Here is a 15,938-nt window from a genome sequence, read left to right as displayed (position 1 = left end):
GGCACCGGGGGCACCGGGGGCACCTTCCTCTCGGCCACGGACCGTGAGCCCCTCTCCTCCCGTTCCCGCCGCTGTCGCCCGCCCTGCGCCACCCCGGGCCGCCCGCCCTGCGCCACCCCGGGCGTGGACGTATCGTGGCCGCAGGAGTGCCGGTACGTGCCGCCCGGTGGCGTACGGCCGTCGGGTGGCCGGTGCCGGGTGCCCGTAGGCGAGGAAGATGATCATGGCCGATCCCAAGGGGTTCATGACCACGCCGCGTCAGGAGTGGGCGCGGCGGCCCGTCGGGGAGCGGGTGCGGGACTGGGACGAGGTGTATGTGCCGGGGGCGCTGCTGCCGATCATCAGCAAGCAGGCGGACCGGTGCATGGACTGCGGTGTCCCGTTCTGCCATGACGCCTGTCCGCTGGGCAATCTCATCCCCGAGTGGAACGATCTGGTGGCCCGGGAGGACTGGCGGGCGGCGAGCGACAGGTTGCACGCGACGAACAATTTCCCGGAGTTCACGGGACGATTGTGTCCGGCGCCCTGTGAGGCCGGGTGCGTGCTGGCGATCAATCAGCCGGCCGTCACCATCAAGAACGTCGAGTGCGCGATCGCCGACCGGGCCTGGGAGGAGGGGTTCGTGCCGGCGCGGCCGCCGGAGCGGTTGTCGGGGAAGACGGTCGCGGTGATCGGCTCCGGTCCCACCGGTCTCGCGGCCGCGCAGCAGTTGACGCGGGCAGGGCACACGGTCGCGGTGTACGAGAAGGACGACCGGATCGGTGGGCTGATGCGGTACGGCATCCCCTCGTTCAAGATGGAGAAGCGGCATCTGGAGCGGCGGCTGGGGCAGATGCGGGCCGAGGGGACGAGGTTCCGCACATCGGTGTCGGTGGGGCGGGACGTCGACGCGGCGGAGTTGCGGACGCGGTTCGACGCGGTGGTGCTCGCCACGGGTGCCACGGCGTGGCGGGAGCTTCCGGTGCCGGGCCGGGAGTTGGAGGGGATACATCAGGCGATGCGGTATCTGCCGCTCTCCAACCGGGTGGGTGAGGGGGATCTGGCGGTTTCGCCGTTGTCGGCGGCGGGCCGGCACGTGGTGATCGTCGGTGGTGGGGACACGGGGGCGGACTGTCTGGGGACGGCGGTGCGGGAGGGTGCCGCGTCGGTGACCCAGCTGGACATCTACGCGCAGCCGGAGGCGGAGCGCGACGAGTACGCGGAGCCGTGGCCGACGTATCCGAAGATCTACCGGTTGTCGCCCGCGCACGAGGAGGCGGGTGAGCTGCGGACGGCGCCGGCGGCGGACGCGGACGCGCGGTTGTTCGCGGCGTCGACGCTGCGGTTCGCCGGGGACGAGGGCGGGCGGGTGCGGGCGCTCGAACTGGTGGAGGTGGATGAGCGGCGGCAGCCGGTGCCGGGGACCGGGCGGACGATCCCGGCCGACATGGTGCTGCTGGCGCTGGGTTTCTCGGGTCCGGACCGGGAGGACGGGCTGGTGGAGCAGTTGGGGCTGGTGCTCGACGCGCGGGGCACGATCGCCCGGGACGTCGGTTTCGCGACCAATGTTCCGGGGGTTTTCGCGGCCGGGGACGCGGCGCGCGGGCAGTCGTTGATCGTGTGGGCGATCGCGGAGGGGCGGGCGGTGGCGGCGGCCGTCGACCGGTATCTGACGGGTAGTTCGCAGTTGCCCGCGCCGGTCTCCCCGGGGGACAGGCCGATGCGGGTGTGAGTGGGGGCGGCGGCCCGCCCGTGGACGGACGGACGCCTCCCCCACCGCGCACGGTCTGCTCGCCGGCGGTCCGCTGTTCACCGCTTGCGGGCCACCGCGCCGTAGCCGGGGATCACCCCGTCGTCCTGGCCGGGAACCGGCTCGCCGAGTTCCGGGTGCCATTTGTGGACGATCTCGACGCCGGGGTCGACGAGTTCGAGGCCGTCGAAGAAGCGGGTGAACTCCTCGCGGGAGCGCAGGGCGATGGTGATGCCGGCGTTCTTGAGTCTGTCGGTGGCGGTGACGGAGTTCTCGGGGGTGAAGTCGGAGGTGGCGTGGGTCATCATCAGGTAGCTGCCGGAGGGCAGTTCGGAGAGGAGTCGGCTGACGAGTTCGTGGGCGCCGTCCGCGTCCGTGATGAAGTGCAGCAGGGCGATCATGGAGAGTGCGACCGGTTGTCCCAGGTCGAGGATCTCGCGGGCGCCGGCGATGATCGCGTCCGGGTCGCGGACGTCGGCCTGGAGGTATTCGGTGGCGCCCTGGGGTGTGCTGCGCAGCAGGGCGGCCGCGTGGGCGAGGACGATCGGGTCGTTGTCGCAATAGACGACCCGGGCGTCGGGCGCGACCTTCTGGGCGACCTGGTGCAGGTTCGGCTCGGTCGGTATGCCGGTGCCGATGTCCAGGAACTGCCGTACGCCCTGCTGGGCCAGCCACCTGGTGGCGCGGTGCATGAAGGCGCGGTTGACCCGGGCCATGACCGGGACGCGGGGTTCGAGCGCCAGCATCTGGCGGCCCATTTCCTCGTCGACGGGGTAGTTGTCCTTGCCGCCGAGGTACCAGTCGTACATCCGCGCGGGATGGGGTTTGCTGGTGTCGATCTCTGTGACCGTCGGGTCCTGCCCGCTCATGCGGCACTCCGTAAGCGTCTGTGGTGGTGGGGCGTCAAGTCTGGTTTCAATACGAGAAGTCGAGCAAGTAGCAACGCAAGCGACACGTGTCAGGAGAGCAGGAAGTCGGCCTCCCCCGCCTTGGCTCCTTCTATGAAGGCGGTCATCTCGTCGGTGGTGTAGATCAGGGCGGGTCCGTCGGGGTCGGTGGACTGGCGTACGGCGATGCGGCCGTCGGCCAGTTTCATCGCTTCCAGGCAGTTGCCTCCGTTGCCGCCGCTCCAGGGCTTGTGCCAGCCCTCGCTGCCCAGTTCGCGTGCGGGCATGCCGTTGTAGACGCCGGCGCGCGGCTTGATGTGTTTCATTCACAGCTCCTTGCGGAGATCCCGGAGGATCTCTTTCGTGCGTTGTGCCGTGGCGGCCTGCGCCGCCATGCGGTCCATGACTTCGAGGTGGGTCGCCACCTCCGCGCGCGCGTCGAGGTAGACCGCGCCGGTCAGGTACTCGCTGTAGACCATGTCCGGCAGTTCTGACATGGCGAATCGGAAGAGTACGAAGGGCCCGTACGTCCCCGGGTGCGGGCCGTTCTCGAACGGGGCCACCTGGAGTGTCACGTTCGGCAGGTTCGCGGCCTCGATGAGCCGTTCGAGCTGGGCGCGCATCACCTCGGGGCCGCCGACGGGGCGGCGCAGGGCGGTCTCGTCCATCACGGCCCAGAAGCGGGGTGCGTCGGGGCGGTGGAGGAGTTCCTGGCGCCGCATGCGCAGGGCGACGTGGCGCTCGATGTCGTCCGGGCTGGTCTGGCCGATCGCCCCGGATCTGAGCACTCCGCGCGCGTAGTCCTCGGTCTGGAGGAGTCCGGGGACGAAGTGCGGTTCGTAGGAGCGGATGAGGCCGGCGGCGCCCTCCAGGCTGACGTACATGGAGAACCAGCCCGGCAGGATGTCGTGGAAGCGCTGCCACCATCCGGGGCGGTTGGCCTCCTCGGCGAGCTGGACGAAGGCTTCGGCCTCTTCGTCGCAGACGCCGTACGTCTTCAGCAGGAGCTGGAGGTACGGAATCTTGAGGGCGACCTCGGCCATCTCCATGCGGCGGACGGTCGCGGGGGCGACGCGCAGCACCCGGGCGGCGTCCTCACGCTTGAGTCCGGCGCGTTCCCGCAGGTCCAGCAGGCGCCGTCCGAGGACCACCTGACCGACCGTCGGCGCGGACCGCGGTTCGCTCACGCTCCCACCTCCACCGAAAGCCTTCTCCCAAAGGGATCCTGACAGCCGTGCGGCGCCGTTCGAAGACTCACTCGGAGATCGGGTGGGACCTCCGATGGACCCAATTGGCGCCGCTCGACGTGCTGTTGCGAGCAGTGTGCCACGGCGCCTGACCGAGTCACACCGCACTCTGCATTTTTCAGAGTGACTCTTGCCAAGTGTCCGTGGCGGGGCGATAGTGGCAGGCGTGATTCCGTCCGCGCCTTTAGGAACAGACGCCGCCGGGGACCGTCCTGGTCGCGGCGCAGCGGTGGCGTCCCCTCGGGGGGCCGCCTCGGCCGAGCGCCGGTTCCGCTTCGAGCTGGCCGCGCATCCGAGTGCCGTCGCCCGAGCGCGGCGACTGGCGCAAGCCCGGCTGACCGGCTGGTCGGTGTGCGCGGACACCTGTGACAGCGCGGCTCTGGTCATATCGGAGCTGGTCACCAACGCGATCGTGCACACGGTGAGCACGCGGGTCGTGTGCGAGTTGTACGACCGCGACGACCTGGTGCGGATCGCCGTGCGGGACGAGGGCTGCGCTCCGGGCGAGCCCCACCCGTCCCCGCAGCGCCCCGACGAGGAGCACGGGAGGGGGTTGCTCCTCGTCGAGGCGCTGTGCCGGTCCTGGGGAGCGCAGGAGCAGGGCTCCGGGCTGCTGGTCTGGGCGGAGCTGGAGCGCCGGGACGCGGCGCCGGGACACGCCGAGCCGCGCGACGACCTGGGCTGGGGTGCCGCCCGCCCCAAGCCGGAGCGGCCGGACGGCTCCGACGGCGACGAACCGGCCGAGGGCCCTGGCATGGAGCACGGCTCGGGCCCCGCTCCGGGCCTCGGCGGCCTCGGTCCGGACCACGACAAGGGCCGGGACAAGGTCCACGGCCTGGACCAGGCCATGGACCTCATGGACCACGGCATGGACGGTGACATGGGTAACGACGGCCTCCGGGGCACTCCCGAGCAGCCCGCGCACCGGGTACCGGCGCAGCATCCTCCGCACGAGGCGTCCGGCCGATTCCCGCTGCGGGCCCCGGATCACCGGTGGCACGGGGCGCAGGAGCGGTACGGCGTGCCGGACCGCCGTCCGCATCGAGCGTCCGAGCAGCGCCTGCGGGAGCGGCCGTGACCGGCGCGACGGGCCGGGGGCGGCATGTCGCCCGGGGTGCCGGCAGGCGGCTCGACGTCCGTTCCGAGGCCGCCGGGTCCGAGCGGGCGATGGGGATGGACACCCTGGTGCGGCTCCAGCGCCGCCGCCCGGCCGCGCAGCCGCTCCACCGGCTCCAGGTGCCGAAGGGGATGACGGTGCCGCTCGGCTGTGACGCCGTGGGTGTACCCGACCGGCTCGGGCCGCTCGTCGTGTCGCGGCTGCCGCGGCTGGGTTGTGTGTACGCCGACGATGCCCACTGGTGGTGGATCGTCCCGTCGGACTCCGACTACGCTCTGCCGTGGCCCGCGCCGGCCCAGTACGCTCCGGGTGCCCTGGTCAGGGGCACCGCCCGGCTGATCCACCGTCCCGGGGGCACGGCGCCGTACACCCCGCCGATCCCTCTCTACCTGGCACTGTGCCGGGCGACGGGCACGGCTCCGGACTGGTCGCGCACCATCACCGCGTAGGGCCCGCCGGCACCGCGACGCGGGCCCCCTGCCGTCGACTGAGGGCCGCCGTCACGGCACGGGCCTCACTCGGGCGCGTCGTCGCCCCGCACGATCACCAGGAACGCGTCCGTCGTGAGGTCCATGACGACCTCCGCGAGCAGTCCTTCCAGGCGTCGCGCGTGCGCGAACTCCTCCGCGGGCCACGATCCGCGCGGGCCGCCGGCGGGAAAGCGTTCGAGCACCGTTCGCCGGTTCACCATCGCGCACCTCCGTGAAGCGTTGTCCTGTCTGGAATCAACGCGCTGGAGGGACGGAACGCCTCGCCCAGGGACCCGACTGAGACACACCTGACACGATTCCGGCACGGATGGTGATCTACCGGTCACCGAACGGCGCGGAGTGTGCCGTCCGTGTCAGAAGTCGTACTCGTCGTGCAGCCGGAGCGCCTGGCTGCCGGCGGGGCGGCGGCCGAGGGCGGTCAGGTCGAGGAGGGCGGCGGTGGTCCCCAGTTCGTCCAGGTCCGTGCCGTACACCGAATAGGTGTGGAAGACCCGGTCGTGTTCACGCAGGAAGCAGCTCAGGCCCGGCCGCTCGACCGGTTTCCCGACGTCCCGGACGGTCGCCCCGAAGTCGTCGTTGAAGTCGCCCGGCTCCGAGGAGTACCAGGGCACCGTCCAGCCCATCCGCGCCTTGAACGGCAGGGGCGGGTGAACGGCGCCCGGGAGATCGCGGCGAACGAGGTGTTGCGGGCGCGCAGATGGGCGAGGTGGCCGACCTGGTCCAGGAAGGCGGCGCAGCGCGGGCAGCCGGCCGTCCGGTCGGGCGCGAACATGAAGTGGTGGACGACGAGTTGGGAACGTCCCTCGAAGAGGTCGAGGAGGATGGCCTTGCCGCCGCCGCCCTCGAACAGGTACTCGGGATCGACCTCGACCATGGGCAGCCGCCGCCGCTCGGCGCCGAGTGCCTCGCGCGCCCGTCCGACCGCCTCCTCCCGGCGCCGCAATTCCTCGCGCGCGGCACGCCATTGCTCGCGCGAGACGATCTCCGGTAGCGACATGGGTCCTCCTGTCCGACGGCCGGCTCGGGGTGGTGACCGCCGGTGGACGCGGAACTCATCGCCTGGACGGGGATTTTCTCCAGGGGTTCGCGACGGCGGGGTTCACGGAGTCGGCGGCAGTGCCCCGGCGACGATCTCCTCGGTCCTGGTGACGGCCGCGACCAGGGTGGCGGGGGTGGTTCGCGGCCGGCCGGCCACCTCGTCGAACTCCCGCAGTCCGGCGCGCTCCAGCAGCCGTTTCTCGTCCCTCGCGCGCGTGGCCGGCCTTGGCGTGGCCGAGGGTGGCGCGGGCGGTGCCGCCCCAGTGCTCGGCGGCGGTACGGCGCAGCCGCTCCGGGTAGCCGACCGGGCGGGGGCGCCGTGGAGTACCGCGCCCCTGCCCTTCGCCTCCCTCGCCCCGCCGTTCGCCTCCCTCGCCCCGCCGTTCGCCGCGCCCGGAAATTGGGGTGCGCCCGGGTCCGGCGGGGGCCGATGATCGGGAGATTGTCCGCTGACCGTCGTAGGAGCAGCTCCATGATCCAGCGCGTCACCGTTCCCGGCCTCTTCCCGCCGCCCACCTACTCCCATGCCTCCGTCGTGGAGGCGGGCACGAAACTGGCGTTCCTCGCCGGGTCCGTGCCGCTCGACGAGCACGGTGAGATCGTCGGACCGGGCGATCCGGCGCGCCAGGCCCGGCAGGTGATCGCCAATCTGCGGGAGCAACTGCGCGCCGTGGGCAGCGACCTGGCGCATGTGCTCAGCACCGAGGTGTACGTCGTGAGCGCGGACCCCGCGACGCTGTCCGAGGTCTGGGAGGTCGTGGAGGACTCGGGACTGAGCAAGGGACCGCACTCCTCCACCCTGCTCGGGGTCGCCTGCCTCGGGTACACCGGGCAGCTGGTGGAGATCACGGCGACGGCGGTGGTGCCGCGGGACGGGGCGGCCGAGGGCGGGGACCGGGGGCCGACGGGGGCCGACGGGGTACGGCGATGACCGGCGTCCTCATCCGGCGGGCGCGGGCCGCCGACGCCCGGGACGCCGCCGATGTCTGGCTGCGCTCCTTCGCCGCCGCGCTGCCCACGGTCGTACGGCCGCGCACCGACGACGACGTCCGCGACTACTTCCGGGACGTGGTCGTGCCGCTGCGGGAGACCTGGGTGGCGGAGGAGGAAGGCGGGCGGATCACCGGGGTGATGGTCCTCGACGGCCGACTGCTGTCCCAGTTGTATCTGGATCCGGACCGGCGGGGGCGGGGGCTCGGGGACCGGTTCGTCGCACTGGCCAAGGAGCGCAGCCCCGAGGGGCTGACCCTGTGGACCTTCCAGGTCAACAGGCCCGCGCACCGCTTCTACGAACGCCACGGCTTCCTCGTCGCCGAGTCCACGGACGGCAGCGGCAACGAGGAGCGGGAGCCGGACGTGCGGTACGTCTGGCAGCCCTGACCCCCCGGTCGCGGCTCGTCGCGGCGCCCGGTGACGGAGCGGTTCAGCGCACCGGCAGCCCGGCCGTTCGTGCCGCCGTGCCCAGCACCTCGCGCAGCATCGTCGGTGTGAGCTTCCCGGTGAAGGTGTTGCGCTGGCTGACGTGGAAGCAGCCGAAGAGGTCCAGGCCGTCGAGCGCGACGCGGGCGCCGTGGCCGAAGGCCGGACGGGGGCGGGGCACGGTCCAGCCGGCCTCGGTGAACGCCGGCAGCGCCGCCTGCCAGCCGAAGGCGCCGAGGACCACCGCGGCCCGCAGCGTCGGGCGCAGCAGCCTCAGCTCCCGGACCAGCCAGGGGCGGCAGGTGTCGCGCTCGGTCGGGGTCGGCTTGTTGGCGGGCGGCGCGCAGTGCACGGGGGAGGTGACCCGGACCCCGAACAGCTCCAGGCCGTCGTCGATGTGGACCGAGGCGGGCCGGTTGGTGAGCCCGAGGTCGTACAGCGCCTGGTACAGCACGTCTCCGGAGCGGTCGCCGGTGAACATGCGCCCGGTGCGGTTGCCGCCGTGCGCGGCCGGGGCCAGGCCGATGATCAGCAGCCGGGCGTCGGCGGGGCCGAAGCCGGGTACCGGGCGGCCCCAGTACGTCCAGTCCGCGAAGGCGGCGCGCCTGGTCCGTGCCACCTCCTCGCGCCACTCCACCAGCCGGGGGCAGGCCCGGCAGCCGGTGACCCGCCGGTCCAGCCGGGCGAGGGGGCCGCTGTCGTCCATAGGGCCACCGTATGCCCGGCGCGGCGTCGCCCGTGTCCGCGACCCGGCCTCTCCACACCGGACGCCGCCCGCCCCGGAAAACCTGTCCAGGTACTGCGGCCCGGGGCGTTAGGGTCGGGACATGGCTTCCCAGGATGCGGACGAGAACGTGGACCGGGGCACCGACGGGCCGGCCGGGACGGCTCCCGCCCAAAGTGCCGGGGACGGCGGTGCCGCGGCCGGCGGGCCGGTCGGCCCCGAGGCGGAGCCGGCAATGAACGCCACGCCGGACCCCAGGGTCGCCGCCGCGGAGGCCGCGGGCCCCGGCACCGGGGAGACGGTCCGGATCGACAGCTGGATCTGGGCCGTGCGGCTGATCAAGACACGGTCCCAGGGCGCCACCGCCTGCCGTGGCGGGCATGTGCATGTGAACGGCGAGCGGGTGAAGCCGGCCTACTCGGTGCGGGTCGGTGACGAGGTCCGCCTGCGGAACGAGGGGCGGGAGCGGATCGTGATCGTCAAGCGCCTCATCCGCAAACGGGTCGGTGCGCCCGTGGCCGTGCAGTGCTACGTCGACAACTCCCCTCCCCCGCCGCCGCGCGAGGCCGTCGCCCCTGCCGGGGTCCGCGACCGGGGCACCGGCCGGCCCACCAAGCGCGACCGCCGGGACATGGAACGCCTGCGGGGCCTCACACCGCCGGGATTCAGCACTGGCACGGGCGGAGCGGAGCGGCGGCCCCGGGAGCGGTGACGGGCGACGCCGCGCGCGCCCGTCCCCGTCCACGGCCGGGCGTCCGCGTCTCGACCACCGCGCCCCTGCGGCGCCTACCGCGTCCTCCGTACGGCCCGTACCCACATCGCGTCCGGTGTCAGGTACTTGTCCACCTCCAGTCCCGCCTCCCCCAGCGCCGATTCGAACTGTTCCTTCGTCAGGGGCCGGGCGAGGAAGGTCTGGGTCCAGGTGCCGTCCGGGAAGTGGTACTCGACATGGACGGAGTCCACTCCGTCGCCGACAGGGGTCACCGACGCGACGCGCACGGTGAAGCCGACCGGGTCGACCCGCTCTCTCGGCACGTCGGTGTGGTGGTCGGCGCCCTCGCGCTGGATGAGCACGTGGCCGCCGTCGGCCACATGGCGGGCGCAGGTGCGCAGCAGGCTCCGGCGCACCTCCTCGTCGCCGGCGTGGACCAGGAACGAGGCGAGCATCACCACGTCGAACTTCTCGCCACCCAGGTCCAGTTCCTCGATCGGGGCGCATATGGTGCGTGCCCCGCGGATCCGGGCCAGCATGTCGGGTGACTCGTCCACCGCGGTGACCGTGAAGCCGCGCTCCAGCAGCCGGTGGGTCATCCGGCCGACCCCGCTGCCCAGTTCCAGGATGTGCGCCCCGGCCGGTACCGCCGCGGCGACGATGTCCGGCTCGGGTCCGATCGGCAGGCGGGCGTAGACCTCCACCGCGCAGCCGTCCGGGGTGATCGCGCCGGTGCCTGTGCCCCCGTATCCCTCACGTGTCTCGACCGTCATGCCCGGAGAACGGCCCGCCCCCGCCCTCACGTTCCCGTTCGACCGTAGTTCACCCGTTCCAGCGATCTGCCGCAGTCCGGGAACTCCCGGGACCGGGAACTCGCCGGATCGGGAACTCACGGAACCGGGAACTCGCGGCAAGGGGTCGCGGCCGAACGGGAGCCCGAGCCGCGGAGCCGACGCCCTGTCCCCGGCATCCGGCGCGCACCTCGGGTGCATGTCCGTCGCGGGCGCATGTCCGCCATGGGTGCACGTCCGTCACGGGCGCATCGCTTCGCCCTGGTGCACGCTCCGCCATGGATGCGCGTCGCCGGTGCGCGTCGCCGTCCCGGAGAGTACGTTGCAAGGAGGAGTGATGATCCGATGCGTACGGGCAGTGAACCGGCGACCGCGCGCAGTGCTTTGCGGGCGCGGTTGTGGCTGAGCGTGTGGGGGCTGGTCTGGGCGTCCTTCGGGACGGCGGTGTTCGCGCTCGTCGGGCGTCCCGGCTGGGCGGTCGCCTGCGGGGTGCTGCTGCTGGTCGCCACCGCCGACATGGCGGTGATCGTCCGGCACATCCGGCAGGGCCCGCACTACCAGCCGGGCCGGGACGTGCCGCCGTACCAGCCGCCGGACGACGGCGGGCCCCGCTACCCCCGGCTGTCCCGGCGCGGCCCCTCGTACCCCCGGCCGCCGCGCCACCGGCACCCCTGAGGGACGTCGGCCGTCGCGGCCTCAGCCGTCGAAACGGGCCGCCTTCAGATACTCCGGGTTCGGGTCCAGCGCCGCGGCCAGCCGGAAGTGGCGCTTGGCCTGGTCGGCGCGGCCCTGGCGCTCGTAGGTGCGGGCCAGGGCGAAGTGCGCGAACGCGTTGTCCGGCTCCCGCTCCAGGACGATGGTGAACTCCAGCTCGGCGGGACGCAGTTGCGCGGCGGCGAAGAAGGCACGCGCGCGCAGCAGCCGGGCCGCGGTGTTCTCGGGATGCGCGGCGATGACTCCGTCGAGCAGCTTCACCGCGCCCCGCGGATCACGTGCGTGGAGCAGCTGCTCGGCGGCACGGAAGTCGATGACATGCGTCTCCGGAGTGGGTCCGGGGGAACCGCTGGTCTCGGGCACGACAGAGTCCTTCCCTTGTTCCCGGGCTTCAACGCCCCCGCCCGAGCCGCTATTCCGCGGGCCGGTCGGCGGCGGAATCCGCGTGGGTCCTGCGGACCAGGTCGTCCCAGACCGCGTCGACCCGCTTGCGCAGCGCGTCCAGGGGGACGTCGTTGTCGATCACGATGTCCGCGACCGCGTGCCGCTGCTCGCGGGTGGCCTGGGCGGCCATGCGGGCGCGGGCGTCCTCCTCGGTCATCCCGCGCAGCCGTATCAGCCGGTCGAGCTGGGTCCGGGGGCTCGTGTCCACGACGATCACGAGATCGTAGAGCGGCGCCAGGCCGTTCTCGGTGAGCAGGGGTACGTCGTGGATCACCACGGCGTCGGGGGCGGCGGCCTCCTCCAGTTCGCGGGAGCGAGCGCCGACCAGGGGGTGCACGATCGAGTTGAGGACCGCGAGTTCGTCCGGGTCCGCGAAGACGATCGAGCCGAGGCGGGGCCGGTCCAGGCCGCCGTCCTCGGCGAGGACGTCCGGGCCGAACGCCTCGACCACGGCGGCGAGGCCGGGTGTGCCGGGTGCCACGACCTCCCGCGCGATGCGGTCCGCGTCGATCAGTACGGCTCCGTGCTCCACGAGCAGCCGGGACACCTCGCTCTTGCCGGCGCCGATCCCGCCGGTCAGGCCAACTTTCAGCATGAGCGGAAGCTTAGGCCCTGCCACCGACCGTGGCAGGACCGGAGCCGGGATCGCGGCGGCAGCGGGGCTCAGGCCTCGCCCTCGCGTTCCGCCAGGAATCGCTCGAACTCGCGCCCGATCTCGTCGGCGGACGGGATCTCCACCGGTTCGGCGAGCATGTTGCCCCGGGTCTCGGCGCCCGCGGCCGCGTCGTACTGGTGCTCCAGGCCCTGGACGAGGGCGGTCAGCTCCTCGTCGCCCTCCTTGATCTGCCGGTCGATCTCCGTCTGGGTGCGTCGCGCGTCCGTGCGCAGGGAGTGCGCGATGCCGGGCAGGACCAGGCCGGTGGCGGCGGTGATGGCCTCCAGGACGGTCAGCGCGGCGTCCGGGTACGGGGAGCGGGCGACGTAGTGCGGGACGTGCGCGGCGACGCCCAGGACGTCGTGTCCGGCCTGCATCAGCCGGTACTCCACCAGTTGCTCCACGCTGCCGGGGACCTGGGCCTCCTCGAAGGGGCTGGTGTGGCCGGGGACCAGGTCGACACGGTTGCCGTGCGGGGTGAGGCCCACGGGGCGGGTGTGCGGGACACCCATGGGCAGGCCGCTGAAGTTCACGGCCAGGCGGACGCCGAGCCGGTCGGCGATCTGCCGTACCGCCGTCGAGAAGCGCTCCCACTCCACGTCCGGTTCGGGCCCGGACAGCAGCAGGAAGGGAGCGCCGGTGGTGTCCTGGACGAGGTGGACCTCGATGGCCGGGGTCTCGTAGTCGGTCCAGCGGTCCCGCTTGAAGGTGAGCAGAGGCCGGCGGGCCCGGTAGTCCACGAGCCGGTCGTGGTCGAACCGGGCGACGACCTGGTGGGGCAGTGAGTCGAGCAGCCGGTCGACGATGAGGTCCCCGGTCTCGCCCGCGTCGATGTATCCGTCGAAGTGGTAGAGCATGACAAGGCCGGCCGATTCCTGGGCGAGCGCCATGTCGACCACGGCGAGGCCCTTCGGCTCCCATGCGTACAAACCCTGCGGATCAAGCACTGTGACCGCTCCTCCTCCTGTTCCTCAGCTACAACGCGCCCTGGAACGGGGGCATTCCCGCGACACGCCGCTGATCAGCGATCTCCCTCGAACCGTCTTGAGGGTCCGCACCTGGTCCGCACTTCGAGCCCGGAGACCCGCGGCACCGTTGATCTTCCAGGGGGGAACCGCGCGACGGGGCACGACGGGCCCGCGCCCGGAGCGTGACGGCCGGACCCCGAGAAACCCTGAGGGGCCCCACCTCGAAAGGTGGGGCCCCTCAGCAGCTATCCGCTAAGCGTCAGCGGTCGGCGCGTTCAGCTCTGGCCGCCGGCCAGCTTCTCGCGCAGCGCGGCGAGCGCCTCGTCCGACGCCAGGGCGCCGGAGGTGTCCGCACCCTCGGAGGAGTACGAGCCACCGGTCGCGGCCGGAGCCGCAGCCTCGCCGCCCTCGGCCGCGGCAGCGGCGTCGGCCTCGCGGGACTTGATGACCTGCTGCTGGTGCTGCTCGAAGCGGGACTGCGCCTCGGCGTACTGGCGCTCCCACTCCTCGCGCTGCTTCTCGTAGCCCTCGAGCCAGTCGTTGGTCTCGGGGTCGAAGCCCTCGGGGTAGATGTAGTTGCCCTGGTCGTCGTAGGACGCGGCCATGCCGTACAGGGTCGGGTCGAACTCGACGGCCGACGGGTCGGCGCCGAAGGACTCGTTGGCCTGCTTCAGCGAGAGGCTGATGCGACGACGCTCGAGGTCGATGTCGATGACCTTGACGAAGATCTCGTCGTTGACCTGGACGACCTGCTCCGGGATCTCCACGTGGCGCTCGGCCAGCTCGGAGATGTGGACCAGACCCTCGATGCCCTCGTCCACGCGGACGAACGCACCGAACGGAACCAGCTTCGTGACCTTGCCGGGCACGACCTGGCCGATCTGGTGGGTGCGGGCGAACTGCTGCCACGGGTCTTCCTGGGTCGCCTTCAGCGACAGGGAGACGCGCTCGCGGTCCATGTCCACGTCGAGGACCTCGACGGTGACTTCCTGGCCGACCTCGACAACCTCGGACGGGTGGTCGATGTGCTTCCAGGACAGCTCGGAGACGTGGACCAGACCGTCGACGCCACCCAGGTCCACGAAGGCACCGAAGTTGACGATCGAGGAGACCACGCCGGAGCGGACCTGACCCTTCTGGAGGGTCGTGAGGAACGTCTGGCGGACCTCGGACTGGGTCTGCTCCAGCCAGGCACGGCGGGACAGGACCACGTTGTTGCGGTTCTTGTCCAGCTCGATGATCTTGGCCTCGAGCTCCTTGCCGACGTACGGCTGGAGGTCGCGGACGCGGCGCATCTCGACCAGGGAGGCCGGCAGGAAGCCACGGAGGCCGATGTCGAGGATGAGACCACCCTTGACGACCTCGATGACGGTACCGGTGACGATGCCGTCCTCTTCCTTGATCTTCTCGATGGTGCCCCAGGCACGCTCGTACTGGGCGCGCTTCTTCGAGAGGATCAGGCGGCCTTCCTTGTCCTCCTTCTGGAGGACCAGGGCCTCGATCTCGTCGCCGACGGCCACGACCTCGTTCGGGTCGACGTCGTGCTTGATCGAGAGCTCTCGGCTCGGGATGACACCTTCGGTCTTGTAACCGATGTCGAGCAGGACCTCGTCCCGGTCGACCTTCACGATGACGCCGTCGACGATGTCGCCGTCGTTGAAGTACTTGATCGTCTCGTCGATCGCGGCGAGGAAGGCTTCCTCGTTACCGATGTCGTTGACCGCTACCTGCGGGGTGGTGGCGGTGGTCTCGGTGCTGCTCGTCATGTGGGAAAGGGCTCCGGTACGGACATTGAAGTCGTAGGTACTGCTTACGCCGGGAGCCTGTTTCGCTCTGCAGAAGCCGGACAGCCAAGGAAGCGCCACCTTTGAGGACACCAGGTGTCCGATGGCGCCTCGAGAACCGAGGGGACATACATACAGATGCGAGCGCAGCCTGCTACGTCTGAGGCGCGCAGGCCCGCAGCGCAACTTGTAGCATACGGGGGCAGCCGGAAAGGGTCAATGCGCGAAGGCGGACACCCGGGGCGGATCGCCGCATACCCGGCACGAAATGTCCCGCAGGCCCGCGCGGCAGGGCCTCGCGCCCTCCTTCACGGCGTACCGCCGTCCGGTGGGTCGGGACGGAAGATTACGACGAGGGAGCCCGTCATCCAAGAGTCCGAACGGCCCGATCCCGAGGGGTTCGAGCCCGAAGCCACCCGCCGTGACTCCGGTGTCGCGGAGAGCAGCCGGGCCAACCGGGGCTGGTGGGACCGCAACGCGGACGAGTACCAGGTGGAGCACGGCACGTTCCTCGGCGACGACCGCTTCGTGTGGGGCCCGGAGGGTCTGGACGAGGTGGAGGCCGAGCTGCTCGGGCCACCGGAGGACCTGAAGGGCCAGGAGGTCCTGGAGATCGGCGCGGGCGCGGCGCAGTGCGCGCGCTGGCTGGCCGCCCAGGGCGCCCGTCCGGTGGCCCTGGACCTCTCGCACCGCCAGCTCCAGCACGCGCTGCGCATCGGTGGGTCGTTTCCGCTGGTGTGCGCGGACGCGGGCGCGCTGCCCTTCGCGGACGGCTCCTTCGACCTGGCGTGCTCGGCGTACGGCGCGCTGCCGTTCGTCGCGGATCCGCGCCTGGTGCTGCGCGAGGTGCGGCGGGTGCTGCGGCCGGGCGGCCGGTTCGTCTTCTCGGTGACCCATCCGATCCGCTGGGCGTTCCCTGACGAGCCGGGTCCCGAGGGTCTGTCGGTGTCCGCCTCCTACTTCGACCGCACGCCCTACGTGGAGCAGGACGAGCGGGGCCGGGCGGTCTACGTGGAGCACCACCGGACGCTGGGCGACCGGGTCCGCGACATCGTGGCCGCCGGGTTCCGCCTGGTGGACCTGGTGGAGCCGGAGTGGCCGGCCTGGAACAGCTCGGAGTGGGGCGGCTGGTCCCCGCTGCGGGGCGGCCTGATCCCGGGTACCGCCGTCTTCGTGTGCGAGCGGGACTGAAACCTCCCCGGTCGGGGACGCGGGGGG

General features: G+C 71.9%; 18 protein-coding genes and 1 pseudogene. 8 read left to right on the top strand and 11 right to left on the bottom strand.

What is annotated here, in order from left to right; translation table 11 throughout:
- Nucleotides 1-223: 223 nt before the first annotated feature.
- A complete protein-coding gene (locus tag VT52_RS20935; protein ID WP_046426560.1) occupies nucleotides 224-1,711 on the top strand; it encodes a glutamate synthase subunit beta in 1,488 nt (495 codons plus the stop codon).
- A gap of 77 nt (nucleotides 1,712-1,788) precedes the next feature.
- Here VT52_RS20935 and VT52_RS20930 read toward each other — a convergent pair whose 3' ends face one another.
- The 3 genes from VT52_RS20930 to VT52_RS20920 all read right to left on the bottom strand — a co-directional run bounded on the left by VT52_RS20930 (nucleotide 1,789) and on the right by VT52_RS20920 (nucleotide 3,803).
- Nucleotides 1,789-2,598 (bottom strand): SAM-dependent methyltransferase, encoded by an 810-nt coding sequence (locus VT52_RS20930; RefSeq protein ID WP_046426463.1) that lies wholly within the window; start codon nucleotides 2,596-2,598, stop codon nucleotides 1,789-1,791.
- Between the two features lie 89 nt (nucleotides 2,599-2,687).
- Nucleotides 2,688-2,942, bottom strand: a complete 255-nt coding sequence (locus VT52_RS20925) for a DUF397 domain-containing protein (RefSeq protein ID WP_046426465.1) — start codon at nucleotides 2,940-2,942, stop codon at nucleotides 2,688-2,690.
- A complete protein-coding gene (locus VT52_RS20920; RefSeq protein ID WP_046426468.1) occupies nucleotides 2,943-3,803 on the bottom strand; it encodes a helix-turn-helix domain-containing protein in 861 nt (286 codons plus the stop codon).
- 289 nt (nucleotides 3,804-4,092) lie between these two features.
- Between VT52_RS20920 and VT52_RS39575 the strand changes: the two genes are divergently transcribed.
- Nucleotides 4,093-4,941 carry an ATP-binding protein gene (locus VT52_RS39575; RefSeq protein WP_338059194.1) on the top strand — a complete coding sequence of 283 codons (849 nt, stop codon included), beginning with the start codon at nucleotides 4,093-4,095 and terminating at the stop codon, nucleotides 4,939-4,941.
- 89 nt (nucleotides 4,942-5,030) lie between these two features.
- Complete coding sequence (locus VT52_RS20910) at nucleotides 5,031-5,429, top strand: hypothetical protein (RefSeq protein WP_046426564.1); 399 nt, start codon at nucleotides 5,031-5,033, stop codon at nucleotides 5,427-5,429.
- Nucleotides 5,430-5,494: 65 nt separating this feature from the next.
- On the opposite strand, the gene VT52_RS38040 is transcribed toward VT52_RS20910, so the two are convergent.
- Both VT52_RS38040 and VT52_RS20905 read right to left on the bottom strand, forming a co-directional pair.
- Complete coding sequence (locus VT52_RS38040; RefSeq protein WP_167377716.1) at nucleotides 5,495-5,671, bottom strand: hypothetical protein; 177 nt, start codon at nucleotides 5,669-5,671, stop codon at nucleotides 5,495-5,497.
- A 153-nt stretch (nucleotides 5,672-5,824) separates the two neighbouring features.
- Nucleotides 5,825-6,468: pseudogene (locus tag VT52_RS20905) on the bottom strand (DUF899 domain-containing protein).
- Nucleotides 6,469-6,981: 513 nt separating this feature from the next.
- Between VT52_RS20905 and VT52_RS20900 the strand changes: the two are divergent.
- Entirely contained in the window at nucleotides 6,982-7,440 is a 459-nt protein-coding gene (locus VT52_RS20900; protein ID WP_046426470.1) for a RidA family protein, read from the top strand.
- Nucleotides 7,437-7,889 (top strand): GNAT family N-acetyltransferase, encoded by a 453-nt coding sequence (locus tag VT52_RS20895; RefSeq protein WP_046426472.1) that lies wholly within the window; start codon nucleotides 7,437-7,439, stop codon nucleotides 7,887-7,889. Before VT52_RS20900 ends, VT52_RS20895 begins: the two co-directional genes overlap by 4 nt.
- 43 nt (nucleotides 7,890-7,932) lie before the next feature.
- On the opposite strand, the gene VT52_RS20890 is transcribed toward VT52_RS20895, so the two are convergent.
- Nucleotides 7,933-8,634: a uracil-DNA glycosylase gene (locus tag VT52_RS20890; protein WP_046426475.1), complete on the bottom strand. Its 702-nt coding sequence runs from the start codon at nucleotides 8,632-8,634 to the stop codon at nucleotides 7,933-7,935.
- 121 nt (nucleotides 8,635-8,755) lie between these two features.
- Here VT52_RS20890 and VT52_RS20885 point away from each other — a divergent pair, with 121 nt between their 5' ends.
- The gene (locus tag VT52_RS20885; protein ID WP_046426477.1) at nucleotides 8,756-9,364 is read left to right on the top strand and encodes an RNA-binding S4 domain-containing protein; all 609 of its coding nucleotides are present in this window, start codon (nucleotides 8,756-8,758) and stop codon (nucleotides 9,362-9,364) included.
- Between the two features lie 74 nt (nucleotides 9,365-9,438).
- Here VT52_RS20885 and VT52_RS20880 read toward each other — a convergent pair whose 3' ends face one another.
- Nucleotides 9,439-10,137 carry a class I SAM-dependent methyltransferase gene (locus VT52_RS20880; RefSeq protein ID WP_046426478.1) on the bottom strand — a complete coding sequence of 233 codons (699 nt, stop codon included), beginning with the start codon at nucleotides 10,135-10,137 and terminating at the stop codon, nucleotides 9,439-9,441.
- 363 nt (nucleotides 10,138-10,500) lie between these two features.
- Here VT52_RS20880 and VT52_RS20875 point away from each other — a divergent pair, with 363 nt between their 5' ends.
- Nucleotides 10,501-10,830, top strand: a complete 330-nt coding sequence (locus VT52_RS20875) for a DUF6343 family protein (RefSeq protein ID WP_046426480.1) — start codon at nucleotides 10,501-10,503, stop codon at nucleotides 10,828-10,830.
- A 21-nt stretch (nucleotides 10,831-10,851) separates the two neighbouring features.
- Here the strand turns inward: VT52_RS20875 and VT52_RS20870 are convergent, their stop codons facing one another.
- From VT52_RS20870 to rpsA, 4 genes are all read right to left on the bottom strand, one after another.
- Nucleotides 10,852-11,232, bottom strand: a complete 381-nt coding sequence (locus VT52_RS20870) for a tetratricopeptide repeat protein (RefSeq protein WP_037653237.1) — start codon at nucleotides 11,230-11,232, stop codon at nucleotides 10,852-10,854.
- 49 nt (nucleotides 11,233-11,281) lie between these two features.
- On the bottom strand, nucleotides 11,282-11,908 hold the full coding sequence (gene coaE, locus VT52_RS20865; protein WP_046426483.1) for a dephospho-CoA kinase: 627 nt from the start codon (nucleotides 11,906-11,908) through the stop codon (nucleotides 11,282-11,284).
- A 68-nt stretch (nucleotides 11,909-11,976) separates the two neighbouring features.
- Nucleotides 11,977-12,915 carry a PAC2 family protein gene (locus tag VT52_RS20860; protein WP_046426485.1) on the bottom strand — a complete coding sequence of 313 codons (939 nt, stop codon included), beginning with the start codon at nucleotides 12,913-12,915 and terminating at the stop codon, nucleotides 11,977-11,979.
- 296 nt (nucleotides 12,916-13,211) lie between these two features.
- Complete coding sequence (gene rpsA / locus VT52_RS20855; protein ID WP_046426488.1) at nucleotides 13,212-14,702, bottom strand: 30S ribosomal protein S1; 1,491 nt, start codon at nucleotides 14,700-14,702, stop codon at nucleotides 13,212-13,214.
- Between the two features lie 363 nt (nucleotides 14,703-15,065).
- On the opposite strand from rpsA, the gene VT52_RS20850 reads away from it, so the two are divergent.
- The gene (locus VT52_RS20850; RefSeq protein ID WP_206306575.1) at nucleotides 15,066-15,911 is read left to right on the top strand and encodes a class I SAM-dependent methyltransferase; all 846 of its coding nucleotides are present in this window, start codon (nucleotides 15,066-15,068) and stop codon (nucleotides 15,909-15,911) included.
- The last annotated feature ends 27 nt before the right edge of the window (nucleotides 15,912-15,938 follow it).

The organism is Streptomyces malaysiense, assembly GCF_000980885.2.
Lineage (GTDB): Bacteria > Actinomycetota > Actinomycetes > Streptomycetales > Streptomycetaceae > Streptomyces > Streptomyces malaysiense.
This window is presented reverse-complemented; position numbering and strand designations above follow the sequence as displayed.